At 65.3% G+C, this 22,231-nt stretch carries 17 protein-coding genes; 8 read left to right on the top strand and 9 right to left on the bottom strand.

Annotated features, from left to right (window positions below; genetic code table 11):
• Positions 1-1,110 (top strand): sugar-transfer associated ATP-grasp domain-containing protein (locus G372_RS0111135; protein ID WP_020008868.1); only part of this gene is annotated, 1,110 nt, incomplete at its 5' end.
• A 9-nt stretch (positions 1,111-1,119) separates the two neighbouring features.
• Here G372_RS0111135 and G372_RS0111140 read toward each other — a convergent pair.
• Both G372_RS0111140 and G372_RS0111145 read right to left on the bottom strand, forming a co-directional pair.
• Positions 1,120-2,184 (bottom strand): ATP-grasp domain-containing protein, encoded by a 1,065-nt coding sequence (locus tag G372_RS0111140; protein WP_019623910.1) that lies wholly within the window; start codon positions 2,182-2,184, stop codon positions 1,120-1,122.
• Positions 2,185-2,195: 11 nt separating this feature from the next.
• Positions 2,196-2,771 (bottom strand): GNAT family N-acetyltransferase, encoded by a 576-nt coding sequence (locus tag G372_RS0111145; RefSeq protein ID WP_018863380.1) that lies wholly within the window; start codon positions 2,769-2,771, stop codon positions 2,196-2,198.
• 449 nt (positions 2,772-3,220) lie between these two features.
• Between G372_RS0111145 and G372_RS0111150 the strand changes: the two genes are divergently transcribed.
• The 3 genes from G372_RS0111150 to G372_RS0111160 all read left to right on the top strand — a co-directional run bounded on the left by G372_RS0111150 (position 3,221) and on the right by G372_RS0111160 (position 8,113).
• Positions 3,221-4,336 carry a sugar-transfer associated ATP-grasp domain-containing protein gene (locus tag G372_RS0111150; RefSeq protein WP_026278890.1) on the top strand — a complete coding sequence of 372 codons (1,116 nt, stop codon included), beginning with the start codon at positions 3,221-3,223 and terminating at the stop codon, positions 4,334-4,336.
• An 82-nt stretch (positions 4,337-4,418) separates the two neighbouring features.
• The gene (locus G372_RS0111155) at positions 4,419-5,885 is read left to right on the top strand and encodes an asparagine synthetase B family protein (protein ID WP_020008869.1); all 1,467 of its coding nucleotides are present in this window, start codon (positions 4,419-4,421) and stop codon (positions 5,883-5,885) included.
• Positions 5,885-8,113: a hypothetical protein gene (locus G372_RS0111160; protein WP_019623912.1), complete on the top strand. Its 2,229-nt coding sequence runs from the start codon at positions 5,885-5,887 to the stop codon at positions 8,111-8,113. The genes G372_RS0111155 and G372_RS0111160 overlap by 1 nt, the downstream gene beginning before the upstream one ends.
• A 46-nt stretch (positions 8,114-8,159) precedes the next feature.
• On the opposite strand, the gene G372_RS0111165 is transcribed toward G372_RS0111160, so the two are convergent.
• Positions 8,160-10,001: a hypothetical protein gene (locus G372_RS0111165; RefSeq protein WP_026340345.1), complete on the bottom strand. Its 1,842-nt coding sequence runs from the start codon at positions 9,999-10,001 to the stop codon at positions 8,160-8,162.
• A 30-nt stretch (positions 10,002-10,031) separates the two neighbouring features.
• Positions 10,032-11,423, bottom strand: coding sequence for a putative O-glycosylation ligase, exosortase A system-associated (locus G372_RS0111170; protein ID WP_018863385.1), 1,392 nt, complete (start codon positions 11,421-11,423; stop codon positions 10,032-10,034).
• A 191-nt stretch (positions 11,424-11,614) separates the two neighbouring features.
• Between G372_RS0111170 and G372_RS0111175 the strand changes: the two genes are divergently transcribed.
• A complete protein-coding gene (locus tag G372_RS0111175) occupies positions 11,615-13,213 on the top strand; it encodes an acyl-CoA ligase (AMP-forming), exosortase A system-associated (RefSeq protein ID WP_018863386.1) in 1,599 nt (532 codons plus the stop codon).
• A complete protein-coding gene (locus tag G372_RS0111180; RefSeq protein WP_425274051.1) occupies positions 13,210-14,460 on the top strand; it encodes a pyridoxal-dependent decarboxylase, exosortase A system-associated in 1,251 nt (416 codons plus the stop codon). Before G372_RS0111175 ends, G372_RS0111180 begins: the two co-directional genes overlap by 4 nt.
• Before the next feature lie 15 nt (positions 14,461-14,475).
• Here G372_RS0111180 and G372_RS0111185 read toward each other — a convergent pair whose 3' ends face one another.
• On the bottom strand, positions 14,476-16,275 hold the full coding sequence (locus G372_RS0111185) for an ABC transporter ATP-binding protein (RefSeq protein WP_026340346.1): 1,800 nt from the start codon (positions 16,273-16,275) through the stop codon (positions 14,476-14,478).
• Between the two features lie 298 nt (positions 16,276-16,573).
• Between G372_RS0111185 and G372_RS0111190 the strand changes: the two genes are divergently transcribed.
• The gene (locus tag G372_RS0111190; protein ID WP_019623916.1) at positions 16,574-18,181 is read left to right on the top strand and encodes an amino acid adenylation domain-containing protein; all 1,608 of its coding nucleotides are present in this window, start codon (positions 16,574-16,576) and stop codon (positions 18,179-18,181) included.
• Positions 18,182-18,224: 43 nt separating this feature from the next.
• Positions 18,225-18,938 (top strand): SAM-dependent methyltransferase, encoded by a 714-nt coding sequence (locus G372_RS0111195; protein WP_018863390.1) that lies wholly within the window; start codon positions 18,225-18,227, stop codon positions 18,936-18,938.
• Here the strand turns inward: G372_RS0111195 and G372_RS0111200 are convergent.
• From G372_RS0111200 to G372_RS0111215, 4 genes are read right to left on the bottom strand one after another with little or no spacing between them, the layout of a single operon-like run.
• The gene (locus tag G372_RS0111200) at positions 18,935-19,936 is read right to left on the bottom strand and encodes a glycosyltransferase (protein ID WP_018863391.1); all 1,002 of its coding nucleotides are present in this window, start codon (positions 19,934-19,936) and stop codon (positions 18,935-18,937) included. The two genes, G372_RS0111195 and G372_RS0111200, sit on opposite strands and share 4 nt — an antisense overlap.
• A gap of 8 nt (positions 19,937-19,944) precedes the next feature.
• Positions 19,945-20,829: a hydrolase 1, exosortase A system-associated gene (locus G372_RS0111205; RefSeq protein WP_018863392.1), complete on the bottom strand. Its 885-nt coding sequence runs from the start codon at positions 20,827-20,829 to the stop codon at positions 19,945-19,947.
• Positions 20,826-21,653, bottom strand: coding sequence for a hydrolase 2, exosortase A system-associated (locus G372_RS0111210; RefSeq protein ID WP_018863393.1), 828 nt, complete (start codon positions 21,651-21,653; stop codon positions 20,826-20,828). The genes G372_RS0111205 and G372_RS0111210 overlap by 4 nt, the downstream gene beginning before the upstream one ends.
• Positions 21,654-21,905 (bottom strand): acyl carrier protein, encoded by a 252-nt coding sequence (locus tag G372_RS0111215; RefSeq protein WP_012983883.1) that lies wholly within the window; start codon positions 21,903-21,905, stop codon positions 21,654-21,656.
• Between the last annotated feature and the right edge of the window lie 326 nt (positions 21,906-22,231).

Consider the following 22,231-nt stretch of genomic DNA (forward strand, 5'->3'; position numbering starts at 1 on the left):
CGTCATTTCCGCAGGGCCTACACCTGCGCCCGGGGTTACTACCTGGCCGTGTCGCAGCCGAACCCGGATGCCCCGCGCGTCACGACCCGGCTGCATGGGGTACTCAAGGCCCGGTTCCGGTATCGCATCGGGCCGCGTTATTACTCGCTCTACCGCCTGGCCTCGGTCGAGCCTTCGCGCTGGAACGACTACGTGATCGACAACAAGGCCTACGGAGATAACTTCCGGTCGATCAGCGAGGAACGGTTCCGAAGCATCATCAATCGCAAGAGCCTGTTCTTTGCGCACTGCGTGCACCACAGCCTGCCTACGCCGCCAGTGCGGGCGATCATACCCCCCAGCAATGGAGCCCACACCGGAGGTGACGGCTTCGACATAACCGGGCCGGTAGCCACGAACGCCCGGGATTGGCTCGGGTTGGTACAGACCGGCGAAGGGGATTTGTTTATCAAGTCCGATGATGGCGCCTATGGGGATGGGGCCTTCTCCGCCACACGGCAGAGTGATCGCTGGCACTACTGCGGTCGGGCCAGTTCTCTGAGCGATCTGTTTTATTACGTCCGCGAACGCGCCAACCGGAGCCAGACGTGCTTCATCGCCCAGTCGCGCATTCATGCCCATGACGAGCTCAGGAGTTTGATGTCACCCACGGCCGTGGGCTGTGTGCGCATCGTGACCTACATGCGCGAGGGGGAGGCCCACCTATTCTGTGCGGAAATCAAGTTGACCGCAGGGAACGGGGAAACCGACAATTTCGGATTGGCAGCCAATGGAAACATGGTCGCTGCCGTCGATATGGATAGTGGCCGCCTAGCGGTGGGTTATGCTTCGCGTAGCCTGGCGTGGCCGGTCATTCAGCCGATCGCCGAGCACCCGGATACGGGCAAACGGATTGAGGGTACCCGGTTGCCGTTGTGGGAGGAGGTCAAATCACTCGCGCTGCAGGCCCAGCGCAGCCTGCCCGAGGTCAAGACGATTGGCTGGGATATCGCGATTACCCCCGAGGGCCCGCTGATCCTCGAGGGCAATACGACCTATGGGCTTGCCAGTCTCCAGATCGCACACCAGCGCGGGTTCAAGCGGGAGATGGAGCAGATCTTTCGCGGCTAGCGTCTATGGCTAGAGCAGAAAGGGCAGCGGATCGCGCATCGCCTGCCAGAGGCCGCGCAGGTTGTACGGGGCGATCCCGCGCCATTGACGGGGCTGCCAGAGCAGGTGTTTGAGCAGATGGCTGTGCAGATGGTAGGCGCCGGCCGCGGGGGAGGCGCGCACAAATGAGCCCCCCGCGGCGAGTGCAAAACCCGCCTCGACGAAATTGATCCCCGCCCACAGCGAGGCCTGCAGGGTGTACCAGAAGCGCGGGTTGCACTCGAGTACGCGAACGTCCCCTGTCGATTCGTCCACGCGCAGATCGATATTCGCTACGCCAGTATAGTGCGCCGCCCGGACGATCCGGCGACCGATCTCCAGCAGCCGCTCGTCGGCGAAGAATTCCAGTGAGCAGGGATTCCGGCGCGATTGCAGGAGATGGCAGACCACGTCCCCATCCCGGGCCAGCAGGCTAAGGTCCGCGTCGAATCCGGGCGCATATTCCTGCACCACCAGCGGGAAGCGGGCATGTCGGCCACCTCTCTCCAGGTGGGCCTCGATATCCTCGAGCCGCTTCGCCTGAATGATTCCATGACTGGACTCGCCGTACAGCGGTTTGGCCACGAGCGGGAATGTCATCCCGGCATCCTGCAGGCGCTCCAGGTCTCCGGGGCCTTCCAGGCGCAGCGCCTTTGGACACGGGATTCCGTGGGTCTCCATGAAACGCTGAAAGGCCCATTTGTCGTCCAGCATGCCCAGCACCTCCAGGCTGCTGGAGGGAAAGGCCGTCACGCCCGGCAGGCGCGGTGCGAGCGCGTGGACTACGCCGGCCCCCAGGATGTCGGCACCGATAATCCCGTCGATACGGTGTTGTGTGCAGTAGTTGCGCAGGCGGTCGCCAAAGACTTCCAGGGTTTCCGGCCGGGTATCCGTCAGGGGCATGCGCTGGTAGCGGTCGCGGTACCGGGAGTGACGGGCGGCCCCCGGGGACTTGAGCTCCAGCAGGTGGATCTCGGCGGCGAGGCGCTGCAGGCAGTACAGCACCTTCAGGGCGAGTGGCGAACCGTCGGAGAGCACCGCGACGCGCCGCGGCATGGTGGTCTCGGTCATACCGGCAGGCGAAGCTGAATGCGTCGGCGGAACGGGCAGATCTCGATATAGGAACCGGCGATCCGCCAGCCGGTTTTTTGGCTTACCCGGATCGAGCTCTTGTGGCTGTGCCAGATGCGGCTGTACAGGCGAGTGAAGCCCCGTTGCGACATCAGGTAGGCCGTCTGCCTTTTCAGCAGGGCCGCATATCCTTGCCCGCGATGCTGGGGCAGGGTGTAAAGCCCGGTGGATTTCGCGGCACTCTCGGGCAGCTTCCAGCTGCGTCCCTGGCGTTCGGCCTCGTAACGCGCGCCCCACCAGTACCATTGCACCGCCACGAGCTCATCGTCGCGAAAAAGGCCGAAGCCCTGGGCCCCTTCACCTCCGAACTCCCGGCGCTGAAGCATGCCTTCATCCACCACGCCGTCCAGGTCCTCGGGGGTGATCGGCTCGACCCGGATACCGGCGGGCATCTCGACCTCGGGCTGCGGGAGATCGATATAAAAGACCTTCCAGTACTGATAGTCGCCAAGCCCCAGATGCAGGGCCTCCTTTAAAAGGCTGCGCGGACTATAAACATTCACGGTGCCCACACGCGTCCCCCATTGCGAACTTTGCTGTCCAGGCAGGCGGCCGGATATAGCCGACCCTGGTTTTTCAATGCAAGCCATGCCGCGGGCGCGACTTTAAGATGTTTTCTTGATCAACCGCCCATGGAGGTTGGTTGTGGTTAAGCGTTCGTATGTCACCAAGGAACGATTATGAATCAGTGTCTCCCTAGCATATATCGCCAGGTTCCCACTGTCGGTACGGTTTTTTTGGTACGCGAAAGCCCTTTCGGTTCCGTTTCAAGCTGCTAGTCTGAAATGTCCGGCTCGGGTTTGTTCAGGGGCGATGGGGTTGCTCAGTCAGGCCCGCCACACAGGACGCTCTTGTAACAACGAGGCCAAGTGCGTTCGTGCGTTTATTTTCACTTGGGGAGGACATCGTGGGTAAAGTCTCGGGGTTGCTGGTGTCCGCGCTCTATCGTTCCAATCACATCGTGCGCCACTTTTGCCGTTCCGATGTGTGGGGCCAGTTTCAGGCGGCCGCCGACCACTATGGTTCGTCAGCACCGGCCATCGCCTGGAGGGCGCTGCGCCTGTATGGGGCCGGTCGTTTTCTGCCTGGCGAATCGTTGTGCCGGGGGCTGCTGGACCCGCGGCTGCCGGTGAACGAGCACCTGGCCCATGTCAGCGAAGAACGCCTGCACGGGCTCCAGCTTGCGGTGAACTCGCCGCATGCGGAGATGTGTCGCGACAAGCTCATGTTCCATGACTTCTGTCGCAGCCATGACCTCCCTGTGGCCGACCTGCTCGGGGTTGTGTCGCGCCATGGTTCGCGCGACGCCTGGGGCGAGCCGCTCTCCACGCCCGCGCAATGGGAAGATTTCGTGTGCCGTTTGCCCGCCTCGTTTCTGGCCAAGCCCCGGCACGGGCGCCAGGGGCGCGGTATTGCCGCACTGGGGCTGGATCCACGGGAGGACACCGCTCTGCCCGAGTTCGCGAAGGAGGTCGCCGGTCTGGCCGATGATGGCGAGGATCGCATTCTCGAGCAGCGCCTGCGAAGCCATGATCGTGTTGCCGAACTGACCGGGACCCGCTCCATATCGGCACTGAGGCTCTTTACTCGGGTCAGCCCGGAAGGGGAGCCGGAGGTATTGGACTGCCACTTCCGGCTGATCGTTGGCGACTCGGTCACCGACAACATCAGTGACCCGCACACGGGCCGTTTCACAGCCAACGTGGTGGCCCTGCCGCAACTTGAGGATGGAAAGCTGGGCAAGGCCTGGGCGTTCAACGCCAATGGGCTGGGCTATGACTGGGTCACCCACCACCCGAGCACGGGCGTTCTGATCGAAGGATTCGAGGTGCCGTTCTGGGCGGACACCCTGCAACTGGCCAAGACGGCCGCGCGGGACCTCCTGCCGATCCGGACGGCCGGCTGGGATGTCGCCCTGACCCCGAACGGCCCGGTCCTGATCGAGGTGAACGAGCGTTTCCAGCATGTCGGGTTTGGAGATGGCATTCAGCGTATCCGGCAGGCCCTGCTGGCGGACAAGCGCTACCTGGAAACGGCTGGCTTCTCGTGTTCCCCTTCGTCTTCGCAACTGCATTAGTCGCCATGCCCACGGTGTCAGGCCATACCGCGCATCGGTGGAGCCGCATCCTGGGATGCCGCAGGTCCTCGCGAGGGATGCGATGGCTTTCGTAGAGGTCATCGGTCGCCAGTACCTGGGACAGGCGTCCCATCACCTGGACTTCGACTGGGTAGCCGGAGGCCCGACGCTCGTCGCGGGCTGGTCATTCGACGGGGCGAGTCTGTCCGTCTCGGCCGATCGGCTCGGGTTTATTCCGTTGTTCTATGCCCGTGAGGGCCGTCGCCTGATCGTGGCCGACTCCCTGCAGGAGGCCGCGGCGCGCTTGTCGGCCCCCGCCTTTGACGACGAGGCCATCGCGGTCTTCATGGCACTGGGCTATCTCGTGGGTGCCCAGACCCCGCTGGCGGGCGTAAAGGTCCTGATGCCGGGAGAGACCCTGCTGTGGCGAGAAGGCGTGCTCTCCGGCGAACGCCCCGCCATCCCCCTGACACCTCCATTTTCCGGCGACCCGCACGAGGCGCGGACACGATTCACGGAGCTTTTTGCGCGGGCGATCGAGCGGCGCGCCGCTGGCGGTGTGGGGCGCCTGCCGCTGTCCGGTGGCCGCGACTCGCGCCATATCTGTCTGGAGCTGGCGCAACAGGACACCCCGCCACCCCGAACCCTGGTCCTGCGGGCGAAGAGGGGGGACGAGAGTGGTGTGGCGTGCACAGTGGCCCGGCACCTGGGCATCGAATGTCAGGTGATCGACAATCCCCAGGATCGTATCGCCGCGGAGCGACAGAAAAACCGCCTGAACCACTACTCCACCGACGAGAACAGCTGGTACCTCGCGCTGATGCCGCATCTGGAGGGCCCGGTATTCGATGGCCTGGCCGGCGATGTGTTGTGCAACGGTTCCTATTTCGACGCGCGTCTGGCCGAGTGCCTGGGTGCCGGTGACCTCGAAGGGGCGGCGAATCGTGTGCTGATGGCGGGCAGTTACACGTCGTTTCTGAAACGGACCTTCCAGGACCGCTGGCGCCTGCAGATCGCTCGTGATGCGATCATTCGGGAGCTGGGTGCACACGTTGGTACGCCCGACCCGGCCAAGTCGTTTGTTTTCTGGAATCGGATTCGCCGCGAGATCGCCCTGTTGCCGATCGCCATGGCCGGACAGCAGCAGGCCGTCTGTCTGCCCTATCAAGACCCGGACGTGCTGGAGTTCCTGCTGAGCCTGCCGTGGCAGTCGTTCGCGACGCGCGCGTTCCACGACGAGGTGATCCGGAGCTGTTATCCCCACGCCGCGCATATCCCGTACAGCCAGAAGGCCACGGGGTCACCGCCAAGGGTCGAGTGGGCGAGCCTCGGTCGCAGGGTGTCGCATCTGGCGCGGCCGTTGTTCAACGCCTTTACGCGCCCGGAGCGTGTCGTCGGGTATGCCCTCGAGGCCCTGCGCACGGGCCATATCCGCCCGCTCACGCCGACCTTCGTCAAGGTGATGCCGCTCCTCCAGGCGGTTCAGGAGCTGGGGGTCGACCCTCACCGCCACCAGGCGGCTGCTTACCCAGCCGGAAAGGCTGCCTGATGCGCCGGCTCGCGCGTCGAAGCATCGTCTGGTTGCTGGCCATCTTCGCGCCGGCGCTCGCGACCAGCCAGGCCGCGGCCAGTGACAGCTCCTTGGGGCGGATGGCGGCGGGCCTGCAGCCCGGAGAGCTGGCCCCCCTCGATGCCGGCTTTCCCGAGGGGTTCCAGCGCTACTACGATTTCCTGCGCGCCAGATCGAACGATCCGGATACCTGGAATGACAGCGCGCACTGGGATGCCAACCGGCGCCAGGTCTTCATGTATGGCGACCGCGGATCGAGACCGGTATTCATTACCTACCGCGAAGACCAGCATGCATGGCAGCACCTGTCCGCCGAGGGCCCGCCCCCCTTCGCGCATGTCTATGGCGGTGTGGCGCTCGACCCCGAGAGGGGGCACTACTACAAGATCAGTGCCGGCCGCTCGCAGCGCACCCTGTATCGCTATTCCATTGCGGATGATCACTGGGAACTCGCGACGCGCAGTTTGCCCGGGCCCGGCGGGGGGTGGGAACACACCGACCCGATCGAGTGGCACGACGCGCTGGACCAGCTGATCTACCTCCGCGAGAACCAGGTTTACGGCCTTCGCGATGGTCGCTGGGTCGAACACGGCAAGGCCGCGGTCGATGGCTATCACTCCTCGGCCCAGTACAACCGCGTGCGCGACGAGATGCTGTTCATCGGCGGCAACAAGTCGCGCAACAAGGTCTCCCTGCTGGATGCGAATGGCACAGTGCGTGATCTCGGCGATGCGCCGTTCGTGTTCGGGATCATGAACGAGAGCCTGACCTACGACCCGAAAACGGGGAACTACCTCGTGCTGAGGGCAGGCCGTGTACGCGAGTTGTGGGAGCTCGATCCGGACAAGGACGAATGGCGCAAGGCTGCGGACTGGAGCGGACAGCGCTGGCCATTCGACCGCTATGGCGGGATCGTGCCGGTGCCGATTGACGACCACGGGGTGGTCCTCTGGCTCAACCAGGCCGGCCCTCTGCTGCACCGGCACCAGTCTGCGTTCAGCCAGGAACATTCGGAGGCCGAAACTCTGCCCCCGGCCGAGCCCCGTGCGGCGTTCCTGAAGGTTTCGGCCAGTGCGCCAGCGCCCGCGTCGGAGGGGCGCTCAAAGCTTTACGACATTGCCGAGACGCTGGAGCCTGGCGAGTTCCGCCGTGTCGAAACCCGGCTGCCGGAAGGTGTGCCGGACATGGCGCGAATGAACAACACCCAGTGGCACGACCCGGACAAGCGCGGCACGTTCGGGGTGGGATGGACAGACCGCCATATCTTCGATCCGGAGACCGGGCGCCTGTTCAATGTCCTGATGCGGGACAATTCCGTCCGCTCGGTGACCTGGCTGGAGCCGGACCTGTCCTGGTCCGGCGTTGTGGCCCCGCCGGGCCTCGACTATGACGGGGGCGAACGGCGTCCGTACAACCGCCTGATGGATGGCGGTGATGGCTACATGTACTTTTCGCCGAGCGAACCTCGCCGATCCGACATTGGACGTCTGGTGCGCGCTCCGTACACCGATCCGACCGCCTGGGAAGAAGTTGGTCGAGGCGCGGGCCAGGGCAACGCCCATGCAGTGGGCGACCACTCCACCGTGTGGCACCCCGATATCGAGAAATTCGTCCTCTACACGCTGGGGTCCGCCAGCTATGACCACCTGCCGGGAGACGGCATCGAGGCCCACACGATGGGGCAGGTCCGTGTCTGGGGGCATGGCGACCGGGCGTGGACCCATCCCCGGAATCACCCGGACTACCGGGGCCCCGAGGGCCGCACCCAGTCCTCCGGATATGGCGGGACCATGCTCTACAACCCGGTCCACCGCGAGGTACTGATCTACGGCGGGATGACCCAGTACGGTGGCAACCACCGACGCGGGGCCGAGGCCACGGCCACCATCGATCGCGAGGGCCGATTCCAGCGGCATGGGGCCTCTGGACAGGCCTATGTTGCCGGCGGCAGCCGGCTGACCTATCACCCGGAGACCGGGGACTACATCCTGCTGCAAAACAATGCCCGGCAGATGTACATCGGCGATCCGCCGCGCGGGAAGCCCTGGCGGCTCCTGTACAACTGGCAGGATGTGGACTTTGCCGATCGCCCGTTTGACCGCTACGAGAACTGGCATCGCGTCACCCCGCTGCCGGGAACGGACGTGCTGATCTGGTCCGACCTGCGCCGCGGGATCATCCTGCAGCGCCTGCCCGAGAGTGATTAGGGAGATGGATTCAATCCGCGTCTCCCTAACGTTCCGGGTTACGTAATCAGTCGCCCCAGCCGAGCGTCAGTCGATGGGCATAGGGGCCCGGGTGCAAGGGCTTCGGCGGCAATGCGCAGCCCACTCCCGGGATGGTCGAGGGCAGGGGGACACTAACGATCGAGGGTCCGGAGGCAGGAAACAGAACCTCGGTCCACTGGCCCGTCAGGGGGTCTTGCTGCTGAAAGCGCCGCACGGGGGGAGGTTGATCGGCGACCAGTGCATGGCCACCCGGATTCAGGTAATGGACCGGATCTTCACCCCGACACTCGAGCCGGACCTCCTGTCGCAGTACAGGCCCCGCGGGGTCCAGCCACAGCGTAATGGCCCCGAACAGGGCGGACGAACGCGGGCGTCGCAAGGCCGCGCCGCGTCCCAGGGCCCCGTCGAACCAGCGCCAGTCCAGCGCCGCAAGGCCGCGCCTCCAGAGGGCGCGGGCCGCTGCACGCACAACAGGCACCGCCCGGCCCCCGTCCAGCTGTATTCGCACGGCAGTCGACGCTGCGTCCACCGTGACCGCGCGAAAATCCGCCAGGGCCCAGAGCTGGTCGTCGATCTGAAACAGCGGTAGCCACCCGGCCAGGGCCGGGCTGCGCGCCAATGATTCGGCGCTGACCCTCACGGCTGGCGGACACAGGACCCGGTCGCGATAGCGGACATGAACGGGCTGTCCGCCTGCATAACGCAGCTCGGCGACCTCTCGACTGTAGGCCTGGGGCGCCTGCCCACGGGTACTGATCAGGGCGCACAAGTCGGGTCCCGCCTGGGCACGCAGCACACCCGCCTGAGCGTCCTGCTGGCAGACCTCTGTCCGCCCCCCTGCCCATTTGAGGTTGACGATCCGTCCGGGGGGGGCGTGGCGCCGCTGTGGGTCGCTGGCCCAGGCCAGGACTGCAGCCGCCCAGGCGTTGTAGACCGACAGATGCATGTAGTCGTCCCAACCTGCAGGCCGGGTTCCGGCTGCGAAGATGCGATCCGCGGGCGTCAGGTCCAGGAGCCCGTCGGCCCGGCGCTGCCGTTCCCATCGCCTCAGTACGCCACGCAGCATCTGCCCGGCCGGCGTATCCGCCTGCTCCGCGCCGGCCAGCCCGAGGAGCTGCAGACTGGCCACCAGACAGGCATCACCGAACAGGGAGTGTGTGCTGCGGCCGAGGCCACCCACGTACTCTCCACCGTCCCAGCTCAGCGCAACCCAGCCATAGAGTCGCTGGGTGATGGCTGCCAACGCAGGCGTGGCTGTATAGCAGAGGGCGATGGAAGCGATCAGCAGGGCCTTGTGGTGGTAGGCCATGGGGGTGGCTGCGCCGAGCGGGTCCGGTCGGGACGGATAATCAACAAAACCGCCGTGGGCGGTCGTCCAGCGCTCCAGCAAAGTCGCCAGCCGATCCGTTTCCCGCTCTCTTGGACGGCCGGGTGGCGACTCGATCAGGCGGCAAAGCTGGGCCAGCAGGGTCCAGTTGTTCGAGGGATAGCGCCGCTCCAGGCGACACCGCTGCAGCGCCTCGTCGAGGACCGCCTCGAGTGCCGGCGTAACGAGTTGCGCACCCACGATCACCCGTTCCCTCAGCAGCAGCAGCAACAGACGATTGAATGGGGCATGGCCGGCCCGGTTGCCACAGCGGTCCAACCATGCCCGCAGGGGCCAGCCCCACTGTTCGATTTCCGGGCCACCCTGCAGGTACAACGCGAGGGCCGCGCTGGTCTGGCCGTAGTGATCGGCGGGAGTCGGACGCTGTTCGAGGACATCCCATAGTCCGATGTCCGGCCGAACATGGGCCGCGACTGCCTGCGTCAGGCGCTCGGCCCAGGGCTGGACCATGGAGACCCCCAATGTGACGGTCTTACCCATGAACGTGCGGCCACATTGATCAGCGTTTCCCTAGCGCAGGATGCCGGGTGCCCCGGTGGCGCTGTCATGCGCGGCGCCCGCCGGCAGGTTGGGCGCCTGTGCCGGCACGGGTGCGGGTGCCTCGGCTACTCGCGGCGCCTCTTCCAGTTCGCGGCGCATGATGATGGCCAGGGCGATGAAGGCGAACAGCAGGTTGAAGTAGATCACGTCGAGGAAGGCCCCGGCGGCCAGGTAGCCGATCAACCCCACCTGGATCGCCCAGGCGTATTCCGCCAGCCATATCTGCCCCGTCTCGAGCCGGGCTCGCTTGCGGACCCGGTTCAGGGAAAAGAACGTGAACCCGACCAGCAGCAGAAAGGTAGCGAGCCCGCCAAACCCATGTTCGCCGATCAGCCCGAAATAGACGCTGTGTGGCGAGAGTACATGGCGCCAGTCCCCCTCGAAGTTCGCATAGCGGATCCACCAGTCGTACCCGAGGTGATGGTTGCGAAAACCCATTCCGGTCAGGGGCCGCTCGGTCGCCATGTTCCAGTTCACGCCCCACGCCTGGATGCGCTGCATGGCGGAGCGGTCTTCCTCATAGGTCTCGATGGTCCCCCAGCGATCCAGCAGGCGATCCGGCGCGGTCACCCCGATCACCCCGAAGACCAGCACGCCGGCCATCACCATCGCCAGCTTGTGGCGCATGTGCCAGAACAGGAATGGCGCCACCACCAGGATCCCCAGCAGAGCACCGCGGGAATAGGTCGCGAGGATCGCGATCACGGTCAGCCAGAACACGCCGTAGATGGCCCAGCTGATCGGCCGGTAGAAGCGCTCCATGCCAGGGATCTCGAGGTCAACCCAGCGCTCGCGGAACAGCCTCGCGCTGATGAGGATCAGCGGCAGCACCATCACCATCGCCAGCCCGATGTAGGTGTTTCCAGACAGATACGAGCCGGGTGGCCCCAGCACCATGTATTGCCCCCCCGTGGACAGCGTGAACAGGCCGCCCTTGAATCCGAAAAAGGCGATCGAGAATGTAATAACTAATAACAACCATACGATGCGAAGCTGACCAAATATCAGCATGGGTGTGATAAATGTAATCAGCAGGATCTTAAAAACATGCTGCCAGAAGTCCCATGCACCGCTGGGATTTACCGCAAAATACGAAGTCATGGTGATGTAGCCGAAAAAGACCCATAGCATCACCATTTCGCGCGTCATCGGCATTGGCCGTCGATCCTTGGCCAGAAACAGCGCCACCAGCGTTGTGATGCCGATCACCGCTGCTACGGGGAAGGTGCGCATGAATGACCAGGTGAGGCCGTGCGGGGCCATCAGACCTACCCAGAACCAGGCGGGGATGCCAACCCAGGGCCTTGCCAGGATCACCGGGATCAACACCATGATGATAAAAAACAGCAGGTAGTCGCGCATTACAGAGAATTCCGCTATACAGCAATTACGGGTGTGTCGCGGTACGTCGCGAGCACGCGAAAGCGGCGATATGATTCAGCCCACTCGAAGAGTAGCCCATTTGCCGAAATAGTGGGCATTTTTGTAAAAGATTGGTAACACACTACGAGCTGTCTTTTTTGGTCCTTGCCTCAAGGAGAACCATCCTGATCATGCGCCTCCCGACTCTGCTGCACGACGGCGTCCTGCATAGCGCCGAACGAGCTCCCATGGCCCCGGCGATCACGCATCGGGGGATTTCGCAATCCTACGAGGCGGTCGCCAGCGACATCGAGAATGCGGCGTGGCGGTTGCTCGCCACCGGGCTCCAGCGACAGGACCGGGTTGCCGTGTACCTGGACAAATGCCCGGAGGCGGTCCACGCGATGTTCGGGGCCTCGCGGGCGGGTGCGGTACTGGTACCCATTAATCCGCTGCTGAAGGCCGCGCAAGTTGCGCACATCCTTCAGGACTGCGGGGTGCGGACCCTGGTTACGTCCGCGGCGCGCTATGCCGCGCTGCGCGATGTCCTGGCGCAATGTCCGGACCTGGACACCATCCTGTTCGTGGACACACCGCCCGACGGCGAAGAACCGGGCGGGCCGCGCCTGGAGGCCTGGCAATCCGCGGCGGATTTCGGGATCGGCAGGCCGGCACACCGGGTTATCGATACGGATATGGCGGCGATCCTCTATACCTCCGGCAGCACCGGTCGACCCAAGGGCGTGGTGCTGTCGCACCGCAATCTGGTGGCCGGCGCCCAAAGCGTCGCGCATTACCTGCAAAATCGGGCGGGGGACCGCATCCTCTGCGTGCTGCCGTTCAGCTTCGATTACGGCTTCAGTCAGTTGACGACCGCGTTCCTGACCGGGGCCCATGCCACCCTGCTCAATTACCTCCTGCCCCGTGATGTGCTCAAGGCGGTCGAGCAGGGCGGGATCACCGGGCTGGCGGCGGTGCCACCGCTGTGGATCCAGCTGGCCGAGATGGAGTGGCCGGAGGCCGCGCGGCGGTCCCTTCGCTACATCACGAACTCGGGCGGCGCGATGCCCTTGAAGACCCTGAAGCGCCTGCGGGCGCATCTGCCGCACACCCAGGTGTATCTGATGTACGGGCTCACGGAGGCCTTTCGCTCCACCTATCTGCCGCCCGAGGAGGTCGATCGTCGACCCGACTCCATGGGGCGGGCCATACCCAATGCCGAGGTCATGGTCGTGCGCGAGGATGGTAGCCGCTGCGCGCCCGGAGAACCCGGGGAGCTGGTCCATCGCGGGGCCCTGGTCGCGATGGGCTACTGGAACGATGCCGCGCGCACGGCCGAGCGCTTCCGCCCCGTGCCGGGGCAGCCGTCCGGCCTGCCAGGTCAGGAGATGGCGGTGTGGTCAGGCGATACGGTGCGGATGGACGAGGACGGCTATCTGTATTTCGTCGGCCGGCGCGACGAGATGATCAAGACCTCGGGCTACCGGGTAAGCCCGGTAGAGATCGAGGAGGCCGCCTATGCAACGGGGCTGGTGGCGGAAGGCGCCGCATTGGGCATTACGCATCCGCAACTGGGCCAGGCAGTGGTCCTGGTCGTATTGCCGCGCGACCCCGCGGTAACCCGGGAGCAGGTTCTGGCTCTTCTGCGCGAGCGCTTGCCCGCCTTCATGGTGCCGAGCCACCTGGAGCTGCGGGTCCAGTCCCTGCCCCGCAATGGCAACGGCAAGATCGACCGCAAGGCGGTGGCGGCCGAGTTCGAGGGCTTGTTCCAGGAGGTCGCCCTGTCATGAACCGGGAGGTATCCATAACGCCCGCCCCTCGACATGCGGCAATGGCGGCCTTCGAGGTGCGTGACCGCTCGCTGCTGATCGGCGGTATGCCCCTGCCCGAGATCGCCCGCCGCGCGGGCCGGACCCCGTTCTATGCCTATGACCGACAGGTCATGACGCGCCGCGTCCAGGCCCTGCGTCAGGCTCTGCCCCGGGACCTGTCGATCCACTACGCGGTCAAGGCGAACCCGATGTCGGCGGTGGTGGGCCATATGGCCTCGCTGGTCGATGGCCTGGATGTCGCATCCGGGCGCGAACTGCAGATTGCCCTGGACGCCGGGGTGTCCGCCGCCGATATCAGCTTCGCCGGGCCGGGCAAGTCCCCGGCGGAGCTGGAGATGGCGGTGGCCGCGGGGATCACGATCCACCTCGAATCCGATACCGAACTGACGCGGGTCGCGGCGATTGCGGAGCGCACCGGCAGGACGCCCTGCGTCGCGGTGCGCGTGAACCCCGACTTCGAGCTGAAGACCTCGGGCATGAAGATGAGTGGTGGGCCCAAGGTGTTCGGTGTGGATGCCGAGCGCGTGCCCGAGATGCTGGCGCGAATTGGCAAGATGGGGCTGCATTTCCGCGGCTTCCACATCTTTTCCGGCTCGCAGAACCTGCGCGCCGAGTCGCTGGTGGAGGCCCAGGGCCTGACCCTGGATCTGGCATTGCGGCTGGCCGAGCATGCCCCTGGACCGGTGGAGACACTGAACATCGGGGGCGGTTTTGGTATCCCCTATTTCCCGGGCGATCAGCCGTTGACCCTGGGCCCTATCGCCGAGCAGCTTGAGCAACGCCTGCCGCAGGTTCGCGCGCGCATGCCGCAGGCCGAGATCATCCTCGAGCTCGGCCGCTATCTGGTGGGGGAGGCGGGCGTATACGTCGCCGAAGTGCTGGACCGCAAGGTCTCGCGCGGCCGGGTGTTCCTCGTCACCAATGGAGGGCTCCATCACCACCTGGCAGCCTCGGGCAACTTTGGCCAGGTGATTCGCAAGAACTACCCGGTCGCCATCGGCAACCGCATGGGAGAGACCGACACGGAAGTCGTGGACGTCGTCGGGCCGCTGTGCACCCCGCTGGACGTCCTGGGCCAGCAGATGGAACTACCCCGCGCGGAGATCGGCGATCTGGTGGTGGTCTTCCAGTCCGGGGCCTACGGATATTCGGCCAGCCCCAGGGGCTTCCTCAGCCATCCGGAGCCCGCGGAAATCCTCGTCTGACACCAGAGTCGGCCTTCAGGCGTGACCAGCGGCCAGCTGCTGGAAGTGCGTGCTGCCGTCGACCAGCATCTCCCAGCTTCCCTGGTCGACCAGGCGCCCGCTCTCGAGTACGTAGATCTGATCGCAGGGTTTGACGGTGCTCAGCCGGTGTGCCACCAGGATAATCGTCTTTTCACCGCTCAGGTTGTGAATGGCATCCATCACGGCGCGCTCGGTGGCATTGTCCAGGGCACTGGTCGCTTCGTCGAAGAACAGCACCGCCGGATCGCGGTACAGGGCCCGGGCGATGCCGATACGCTGGCGCTGCCCGCCGGACAGGCGCGTCCCGCGTTCGCCGATCAGCGTTTCGTAGCCCTGCGGGAGCTCGTTCATCACAAAGTCGTGCAGATTCGCCAGGCGCGCGGCCCGCTCTACCGCGGCCTGATCGATCTCGGCCTCGGGGACGCCCAGGGCGATATTGGCAGCGACACTCTGGTCGGCCAGGAAGATGTGCTGTGGGACATACCCGAGTGCCGCCTGCCACTGCCGCACGTTTGCCGCCGTCAGTGGCTGGCCGTCGACAAGAACCGCACCTTCGTCGGGTTCCAGCAGCCCCAGCAGGACATCCACCAGCGTGCTCTTGCCGGCCCCGGACGAGCCTACCAGCCCGATGGTCGTGCGGGCCGGGATCTCCAGCGAGAGTTGGTCCAGTGCGGCGCGGTCATGCTGGGGGTAGCGATAGGTTACGCCCTCGACCCGAATCGCCTGCCGGGGTGCCAGGGCAGGACGGGCCTCGCCGCGCGAGGGCAGGGCGTCGCCGCCGCGGTCACCGAGATCCTTCAGGATGTTGTCCACCGCCGCAAAATTGAAGCGCAGGGCCGCCAGGTTCTGAAAGATCTTCTGGAAGGCGGGAATCAGTTGCTTGCCCGCCAGCGCATACAGGCCGAGCAGGGGGAGGGCCTGGGCCAGGCCCCCGTCGCCGGCCATCAGGTACAGCACGAGCAGCAGTACGCCACCAAAGGCGATCGCCTCGATCGCGTACTGCGGGGTGTCCTGCAACAGCACCGCATTCGCCTGGTGCCGGGCATAGCGCCTGGACGGGTGGCGGTAGCGCTCCAGGTAGTCACGTTCGCGTCCCAGCAGGCGGATCTCCTTGGCGCCCGCGAAGGCCTCGGCCGCCGCGGTGAAGCGTTCGCGGTTGGCCTCCACCCGGTCTTGTCCGATCCGGTTCAGCCAGATCCGGGCCACGATGTAGATGGCCGCGTAGACGCTGCCCAGACCCAGGGCCACGGTGAGTGCGAGCCACGGCTCGACCACGATAAGCAGGGCGATGATCGAGAGCGCCAGCAGGCCCTGGCTGACCAGCCGCATGGCCGGCATTACCGCGCCACTGATCGCGTGTGTAGTCTCCTGCAGGATCGTCTTGGCCAGGTCACCGGAATTGCGGTGCAGGAAGAAGGTAAACGGCCGTCGCAGATAGTCGGCCATCAACCGGCGCGACAGCTCGTATTGCTGCATGTGCGAGAAGCGGGTGATCGACCACTGCGTGAGTGCCTGCAGCAACGTCCCGAGCATGAACATCACAAACGCCGCCACCCCCAGAAAGTAGAGAAACTCTCCGGTCGATTCGAACCCGAGGGTGTTGTATGCCTGGCTCAAGAGTGCGTGGTCATGAACCATGTCCGGGTCGGACAGCACTGCGAGAAACGGCATCACCGAGGCGACACCCACGGTCTGCATGAATGCCGTGATGATCATCAGGACTACCAAAAGCCCTACCTTGCGCCGATCCCGGGGGTGCAAAAGGGCATTCAACTTGCGCAAGGTTCCAGCCATGAATCAACCGATTCTCGTTGTCGCGATCCCTATGACGTATAGCGTTTTTTTGCCTTCGAGGAAACGGAAAATTTGGTTCTGGCGGCGTGGAATCGACCGTCAATTACAAAACTCATGCAGCTGTCTGGATCGGATCATCAGGTAAATCCATCGCAGTCGGGATTGCTTGATTCAACGGGTTTTTGGATCCTCCAGTTAGGGGGGTGGACAGGCCGGTGCTGGCGATCGAGTTGCATGGAGTCTCGCCATAAGCCGCGATTGCCACCCTATGCCTTTTTGCGATTTCAAGGGGTGGTCAATGGCCATGGACGAGTTCGGTTTGCACGCCGGTTTCCTGCACGCGGCAAGGCAGTTCGCGGACCGCCCGGCGCTGGATGTGGAGGGGGGCGAGATCCGCTACCGGGATCTCTACGCCGCCAGTGCCAGCCTGGCTTCGGGCCTTCAGGCCGACCTGCCCGCCGACGGGCCGCGCACGATCGGCGTCCTGGCCCAGCGCTCGCGCATCCTGTACCAGGGCCTCCTGGGGGTGCTCATGGCCGGGCACACGCTGGTACCCCTGAATCCGTCCTTCCCCCCCGAGCGAACACGGCGGATGGTCGATTTGGCCGGTCTGGGGGCCCTGGTCGTGGATGCCACCGGGATGCAGTCGCTGGACGGCTGGCTGGGGCCGGAGCATTCCGACTGTGCGATCTGGCTGCCGACCCGGGAGGACTGCGATGCCTTTCAGTCCCGCTGGCCCGGGCATGCCTTTCATGCCCTGGACGAGGCCTCGGCCCCCGAGGGATGGTCGCCGGCCCGGGTCAATCCCGACGATCTCGCCTGTCTGTTCTTCACCTCGGGCAGTACCGGTGTACCCAAGGGCGTGGCCGTGCGGCATCGCAATGCGGCCCGGTTCGTGGCCATGTCGCGGGAGCGCTATGACCCTCTGGGTCTGAGCGAGAACGACCGTTTTTCTCAGTTCTACGACATTACCTTCGACTCCTCGATGTTCGATCTGTACGTGGGCTGGTCTTATGGCGCATGTCTTTGCTGCCCCTCCGCCCGCGAGTGGTTCAACCCCAACCGCTACATCGTCGACAAGGCCCTGACCGTCATCGACATCACGCCGTCGGCCGGCCATGGCATGAGCCGCCGCAACGGCTGGGCCCCCGGCCGCTTCCCCCAGCTGCGGCTGTGCCGCTTTGGCGGTGAGGCCCTGTCGGCGGAACTGGCCAGGATCATGGAGGCCGCCGCGCCCAACGCCGCGATCGACAATGCCTACGGGCCGACCGAATGCACCGTCGATGCCTGCTTTTACCGCTGGGATCCAGAGCGGTCGCCGGCGGAGTGCATACACGGGATGGCCCCCATTGGTTATCCGGGAAACCAGGTCGGGGTTCGCGTGGTCGACGAGGCCTTTCGCGAAGTGCCCGAAGGGGGGGAGGGCGAACTCCTGATCAGCGGGCCACAGGTCAGTGCCGGGTACTGGAAGGAGCCCGAGCGTACCGCGACCACGTTCATCCGGCTCGGGGATGACGACAGCCTGTATTACCGCACGGGTGATCTCGTGAGGCGCCCGTATCCCGGGGAGCCCCTGCAGTTTCTCGGGCGTTTCGATCACCAGATCAAGATTGGCGGCGTGCGCATCGAACTGGGAGAGATCGAACAGGCCCTGCGCGAGGCCGCGTCGACTGACCAGGCCGTTGCGATCGGCTGGCCGCGTACCGCGAGCGGGGCCTCCGGCATCATCGCCTTTGTGGTCGCCGAACACGCGGACCTGGAGGGGATTAGGGAACAACTGAGGCAGCGGCTCCCCACCGTGATGGTGCCGCGGGAGATTCATCTTCTGGACGAACTGCCGCTGAACGGGAATGGCAAGGTCGATCGCAAGATGCTCGTCGAGGCGCTGGAGGCGGACGAAGCATGAATGGTCGCGCGCCCTCCGGCGCTGCCCCCGCCAGGCCGGCGAGATGACGAATGTGCTGGTTCAGCTGCGTTCCTCCCTGCACCGGCACGGCTGGTGGCGCACTATGGCGCTCGTCCCGCGGAACATCCTGTTCCGGCTGACGGACTTCGATCTCAAGCACGGCACCAATACCGGTATCCAGGCCGAGGACGATGCCGGCCTGCCGCAGGAGCACGAGGGATACGAGGGCGCCCCGCCGCGCCTGTTCCACCGGATCATCCGTTCCCTGGCCATCGCCCCCGCGCGCTATGCGTTCATTGATCTGGGGTCGGGCAAGGGCAAGGCGCTGCTGCTCGCGTCGCACCATCCGTTTCGGCGGATCATCGGGGTCGAGTTCAACCCCCGCCTGGACGCGATCGCCGCCGCGAATGCGCGGATCTACCGGCATCCCGAGCGCTGCATGCACCGGATCGAAACCGTCTGTGGCGACGCCGGCGCGTTCGAGTTGCCGCCGGGCGACCTGCTGATCTACCTGTTCAACCCTTTCAAGGCCGCGATCATGGAGCGCGTGCTCGCGAATCTCGAGAGTGCCCTGCAGGCCGACGAGGGACGGGACGTGCTGGTCGTGTACCAGAACCCGACCCAGAGAAGACTGCTGGACGAGGCCCCGTTTCTGGAGCGGGTTGCCTACCGCGAGTACCGCACCAGGCGGCTGCGAAAGATGCCGATCGGCCGTGTCGCGGTTTATCGAAATCGCCGAGGCCCTGCTCGCGCTTAGCTACGCGCGAGCAGGGCCTTCACCGTACTTGCCCCCAGATATCCCCAGGTCTTCACCCGCCCCGGGCGGCGCACCAGGGCCTGAAAGAACGCACGCCGGGCGATCCGTGGGTCCCCCTCCCAGTAGTGGTGGTAGCCGAAGGTGAAACAGGCATCACCCAGGCGCTCGCGCACCCGGAGCCAGGAGGTCTTTTCGCCATTGGGTCCCACCAGACCCCAGCGGCCGAGCGCCCGTTGGACCACCTCGACCTCGTAGTTCACATCCGGGTACTTGGTCATGCAGCCACGCCCGTGCAGGCGATAAAGGGCGGTGACGCGGTCCAGCTGGCGGTACTCGGTCAGTCGCGAGGCTCGAATCCAGTAGTCATAGTCCTGGCCGCGCTTGAGCTGAGGGTCGAACGGGCCGACCTGTTCCACCAGCTCGCGCCGCATCATCACCGTGATCGTATGCGGCAGGGATTCCATCAGCAGCCGGTTGTACACCCAGCCCGAACCCTCCGGGACAATTCCCGGTGCCTCGGTCACCGGGACCGGGGGATCGGCCAGGGTATGGGCCGGGGCGAACTGCCCGCTGGCATCCGGCGTCCACGCCAGAAAATCCGTGTGCACCAGACCGATCTCCGGGTGCTGCTCCATGTACAGGATCTGGGCGGTCAGCTTGCCGGGCAGCCAGACATCGTCGGAATCGATGAAGGCGATGAAGTCGCCCTGTGCGGCCGAGATGCCGGCGTTGCGGGCCACGGCCGCTCCCTGGTTCTGCTGGGTCAGCAGCGTCAGGCGGTCGCCATAACGGCGCAGGATCTCGACGGTCCCGTCGGTCGAGCCGTCATCCACCACGATCAGCTCGATGCTGGGGTAGTCCTGATCCAGGACGCTGTCGACGGATTCGGCAATGTAGGCCGCCGTGTTGTAGGCCGGCATGACTACCGACACCAGTGGCTTGCGGGGCAAGGCCTCCGACTCGGCTGCGTGTGTGTTGTTCGCCAGTGACGCTTCCATGGGTGGCATCATCCCGGGCTGCGCCCTGGCGCCTGGCGCAGCCAGTCATGCGTCCATCTGGCCACCTGGTCACGCCACTCGCGGCGGGAAAAGGTGTGGTTTGCGTCCGGCAGTTCGCGCAGGGTCACGCGTGGCTGTCGCAGCAAGCCGTCCCAGGCCGGTGCATGGCTGGCCACATCCCGAAACTCGGCGGCCGTCAGGTCCTCTCCGCTCAGGACCACCAGGATCGGCCCGTGAAAGCGGCGCCAGCCCTCGGCCATCCGGTCCGGAAGGGGCGCAGACGAAACATCGAAGCGGCCCTCGTCGGTCGCAGCCGGGGCAGTCCCGGCACGACGGCCCAGTACCGTAGAGACCACTCGCCCCAGGGACTGCAGGGAGACCCAGGGGTTGAAACGTCCCTTCAGGGCGCCCGACCAGAAGTCGCGCGAGAAAAGCCGCTGGAGGTAGTAGGTCTTCAGGTAGGCGCGGGCCAGGCCCTCGTCGGTGCGGACCCACGGGTTGGCCAGCACCAGGCCCGCCACCCGGGGGTCACGCCAGGCATAGAACAAGGCGGCGGAGGCCGCACCGCACAGGCCCCAGATCACGACCTCGCGCATTCCCGGCACCTCGGCCGAGAAGATATCCATCGCCGCGCGCAGGTCATCGTGCACCTCTTCGTAATCGCGCTGGGCGCCGGACGAGTCGCCCATGCCGCGAAAATCGAAGCGGAACACCGGTATCCCCCGAGCCGCCAGGTCGCGCGCCAGGAGCAGAAACTGGCGATGACTGCCGACGCGATACTGCGGGCCGCCCACGGCGATCAGGACGCCCCGTGCGGCCCCGGCGGCGCCAGGGTGGAGGATGCCGAGCAGCTCGTCTCCGCCCAGCCGGAAGACCACGGCCCGCTCGTTCATGCCGCCCGCCCCAGAGACACCGAGCGCCCCAGACAATCCATGGTGTGTTCCAGCAGGGCCGGGACCTCGAGGATGTCCGGCGCATTCCAGAAGGGTTCGCCGGGGACGACCGAGGCGTGTACGTCCAGCCCCTGCTCGCGCCACGCCTTCAGCGTTCGGGTGCTCCCCGCAGACAGGGAGACGTCCTCGTCGTCGTTGACCTCGAACCAGTACAGCGGCCCTTGTGGCGGTGGTGCCAGGCGGGCCATTGCCAGGGCGTTCGCCAGCTCCGGCGCCAGGGTATAGCCCGCGACCTCGATGGCTTCTCCCGCCTCCAGTCGGCCGCGCAACTGCCCCGTGCTTTCCTTCTCCCCGCCCATCATGCCCGCGGCCATGCGCAGGCGGAGGAACTGCGTCAGGTGCTGTTCGCCGTTGGTGACCGGTTGCCACAGCACGGTGGCCGCCACCGACGGGGCGCGTGCGGCCAGAAGGTCGCTGATCAGCAGGGCGCCCGCGCGCAGTCCCCAGAGGATCAGGGGGGGCTGGGCGCCGGTTTGGGATTCCAGATGAGCCAGGCAGCGCGCGAGGTCGTCGAGCCAGGAATCCCAGCGCGCATCACCAAAATCGCCTCCGCTGTCCCCGCAGCCGTACAGGTCCGGCAGCAGGACGGTGTACCCCTCGCGGGCCATGCGCCGGGCCTGCAGCGCCACCATGCGCCGGGCCTTGTTCAGCTCCTCGGCAAAGGGCGGCACGAACAGGACCCGCCCGCGGGCAGGGGTCCGGGCGGCCGGGTGCAGGACATAAAAGACTGGTCCGTCGCAGCCCGGCAGGAAACCGGCCTCCATCTAGGCACCATTCTTGTGTTCAACGAAATCGACCAGGGCGCCGACGGTCTCGAACGTCTCCGCACTGACGTCATCGTCATCGATAACGATGTCGAACTGTTCTTCCATCTCGTTGATCAAGGAAACCACCGCCATGGAATCCAGTTCGGGGACCCCGCCCAGCAGAGGGGTGGAGCGGTCAAAGTGCTGGGCACGGCCGTTCAGGCCGAGGGCGCTGTCAAGCAAAGCCTTGATGTGCTCGAGCGTTGACATGATGCTGATCTCCTGTTCCCTGGTGGCGCATTCCGCATACTTCCGGAAGCCCTATTGTGAAAGCTTGTGGCCGACAACTGGAGACCTTGCGGGTACCAAATAATCAATACTTTAAAGTGGTCGGCGGTCCCTCCATCATTGAGTTTTACCTTTGCCTGCATTTTTTTGTTTGCTGGAAGGTAAACGCGGAAACTTGTATATCGGCATGCCCACGGGAGCCATCACAGGCGGGTATTTGCTGCTGTTTCCTTGAACGCCACTTCAGGCGACAGGAAGGCCAATGGCGGGACTATGCGGATGGTTTGGGGCGCCCAGGGAGGCGGCGG

The sequence above is a fragment of the Thioalkalivibrio thiocyanoxidans ARh2 genome (assembly GCF_000385215.1).
In the GTDB taxonomy this organism is placed as follows: domain Bacteria; phylum Pseudomonadota; class Gammaproteobacteria; order Ectothiorhodospirales; family Ectothiorhodospiraceae; genus Thioalkalivibrio; species Thioalkalivibrio thiocyanoxidans.

Excerpts from the sequence above, each read along its gene's own strand:
- G372_RS0111140 (WP_019623910.1), bottom strand. The coding sequence starts at position 2,184 with ATGCCGCGGCGCGTCGCGGTGCTCTCCGACGGTTCGCCACTCGCCCTG.
- G372_RS0111155 (WP_020008869.1), top strand. The coding sequence starts at position 4,419 with ATGGCTTTCGTAGAGGTCATCGGTCGCCAGTACCTGGGACAGGCGTCC.
- G372_RS0111160 (WP_019623912.1), top strand. The coding sequence starts at position 5,885 with ATGCGCCGGCTCGCGCGTCGAAGCATCGTCTGGTTGCTGGCCATCTTC.
- G372_RS0111165 (WP_026340345.1), bottom strand. The coding sequence starts at position 10,001 with ATGGGTAAGACCGTCACATTGGGGGTCTCCATGGTCCAGCCCTGGGCC.
- G372_RS0111170 (WP_018863385.1), bottom strand. The coding sequence starts at position 11,423 with ATGCGCGACTACCTGCTGTTTTTTATCATCATGGTGTTGATCCCGGTG.
- G372_RS0111175 (WP_018863386.1), top strand. The coding sequence starts at position 11,615 with ATGCGCCTCCCGACTCTGCTGCACGACGGCGTCCTGCATAGCGCCGAA.
- G372_RS0111180 (WP_425274051.1), top strand. The coding sequence starts at position 13,210 with ATGAACCGGGAGGTATCCATAACGCCCGCCCCTCGACATGCGGCAATG.
- G372_RS0111185 (WP_026340346.1), bottom strand. The coding sequence starts at position 16,275 with ATGGCTGGAACCTTGCGCAAGTTGAATGCCCTTTTGCACCCCCGGGAT.
- G372_RS0111190 (WP_019623916.1), top strand. The coding sequence starts at position 16,574 with ATGGCCATGGACGAGTTCGGTTTGCACGCCGGTTTCCTGCACGCGGCA.
- G372_RS0111195 (WP_018863390.1), top strand. The coding sequence starts at position 18,225 with ATGACGAATGTGCTGGTTCAGCTGCGTTCCTCCCTGCACCGGCACGGC.
- G372_RS0111200 (WP_018863391.1), bottom strand. The coding sequence starts at position 19,936 with ATGGAAGCGTCACTGGCGAACAACACACACGCAGCCGAGTCGGAGGCC.
- G372_RS0111205 (WP_018863392.1), bottom strand. The coding sequence starts at position 20,829 with ATGAACGAGCGGGCCGTGGTCTTCCGGCTGGGCGGAGACGAGCTGCTC.
- G372_RS0111210 (WP_018863393.1), bottom strand. The coding sequence starts at position 21,653 with ATGGAGGCCGGTTTCCTGCCGGGCTGCGACGGACCAGTCTTTTATGTC.
- G372_RS0111215 (WP_012983883.1), bottom strand. The coding sequence starts at position 21,905 with ATGTCAACGCTCGAGCACATCAAGGCTTTGCTTGACAGCGCCCTCGGC.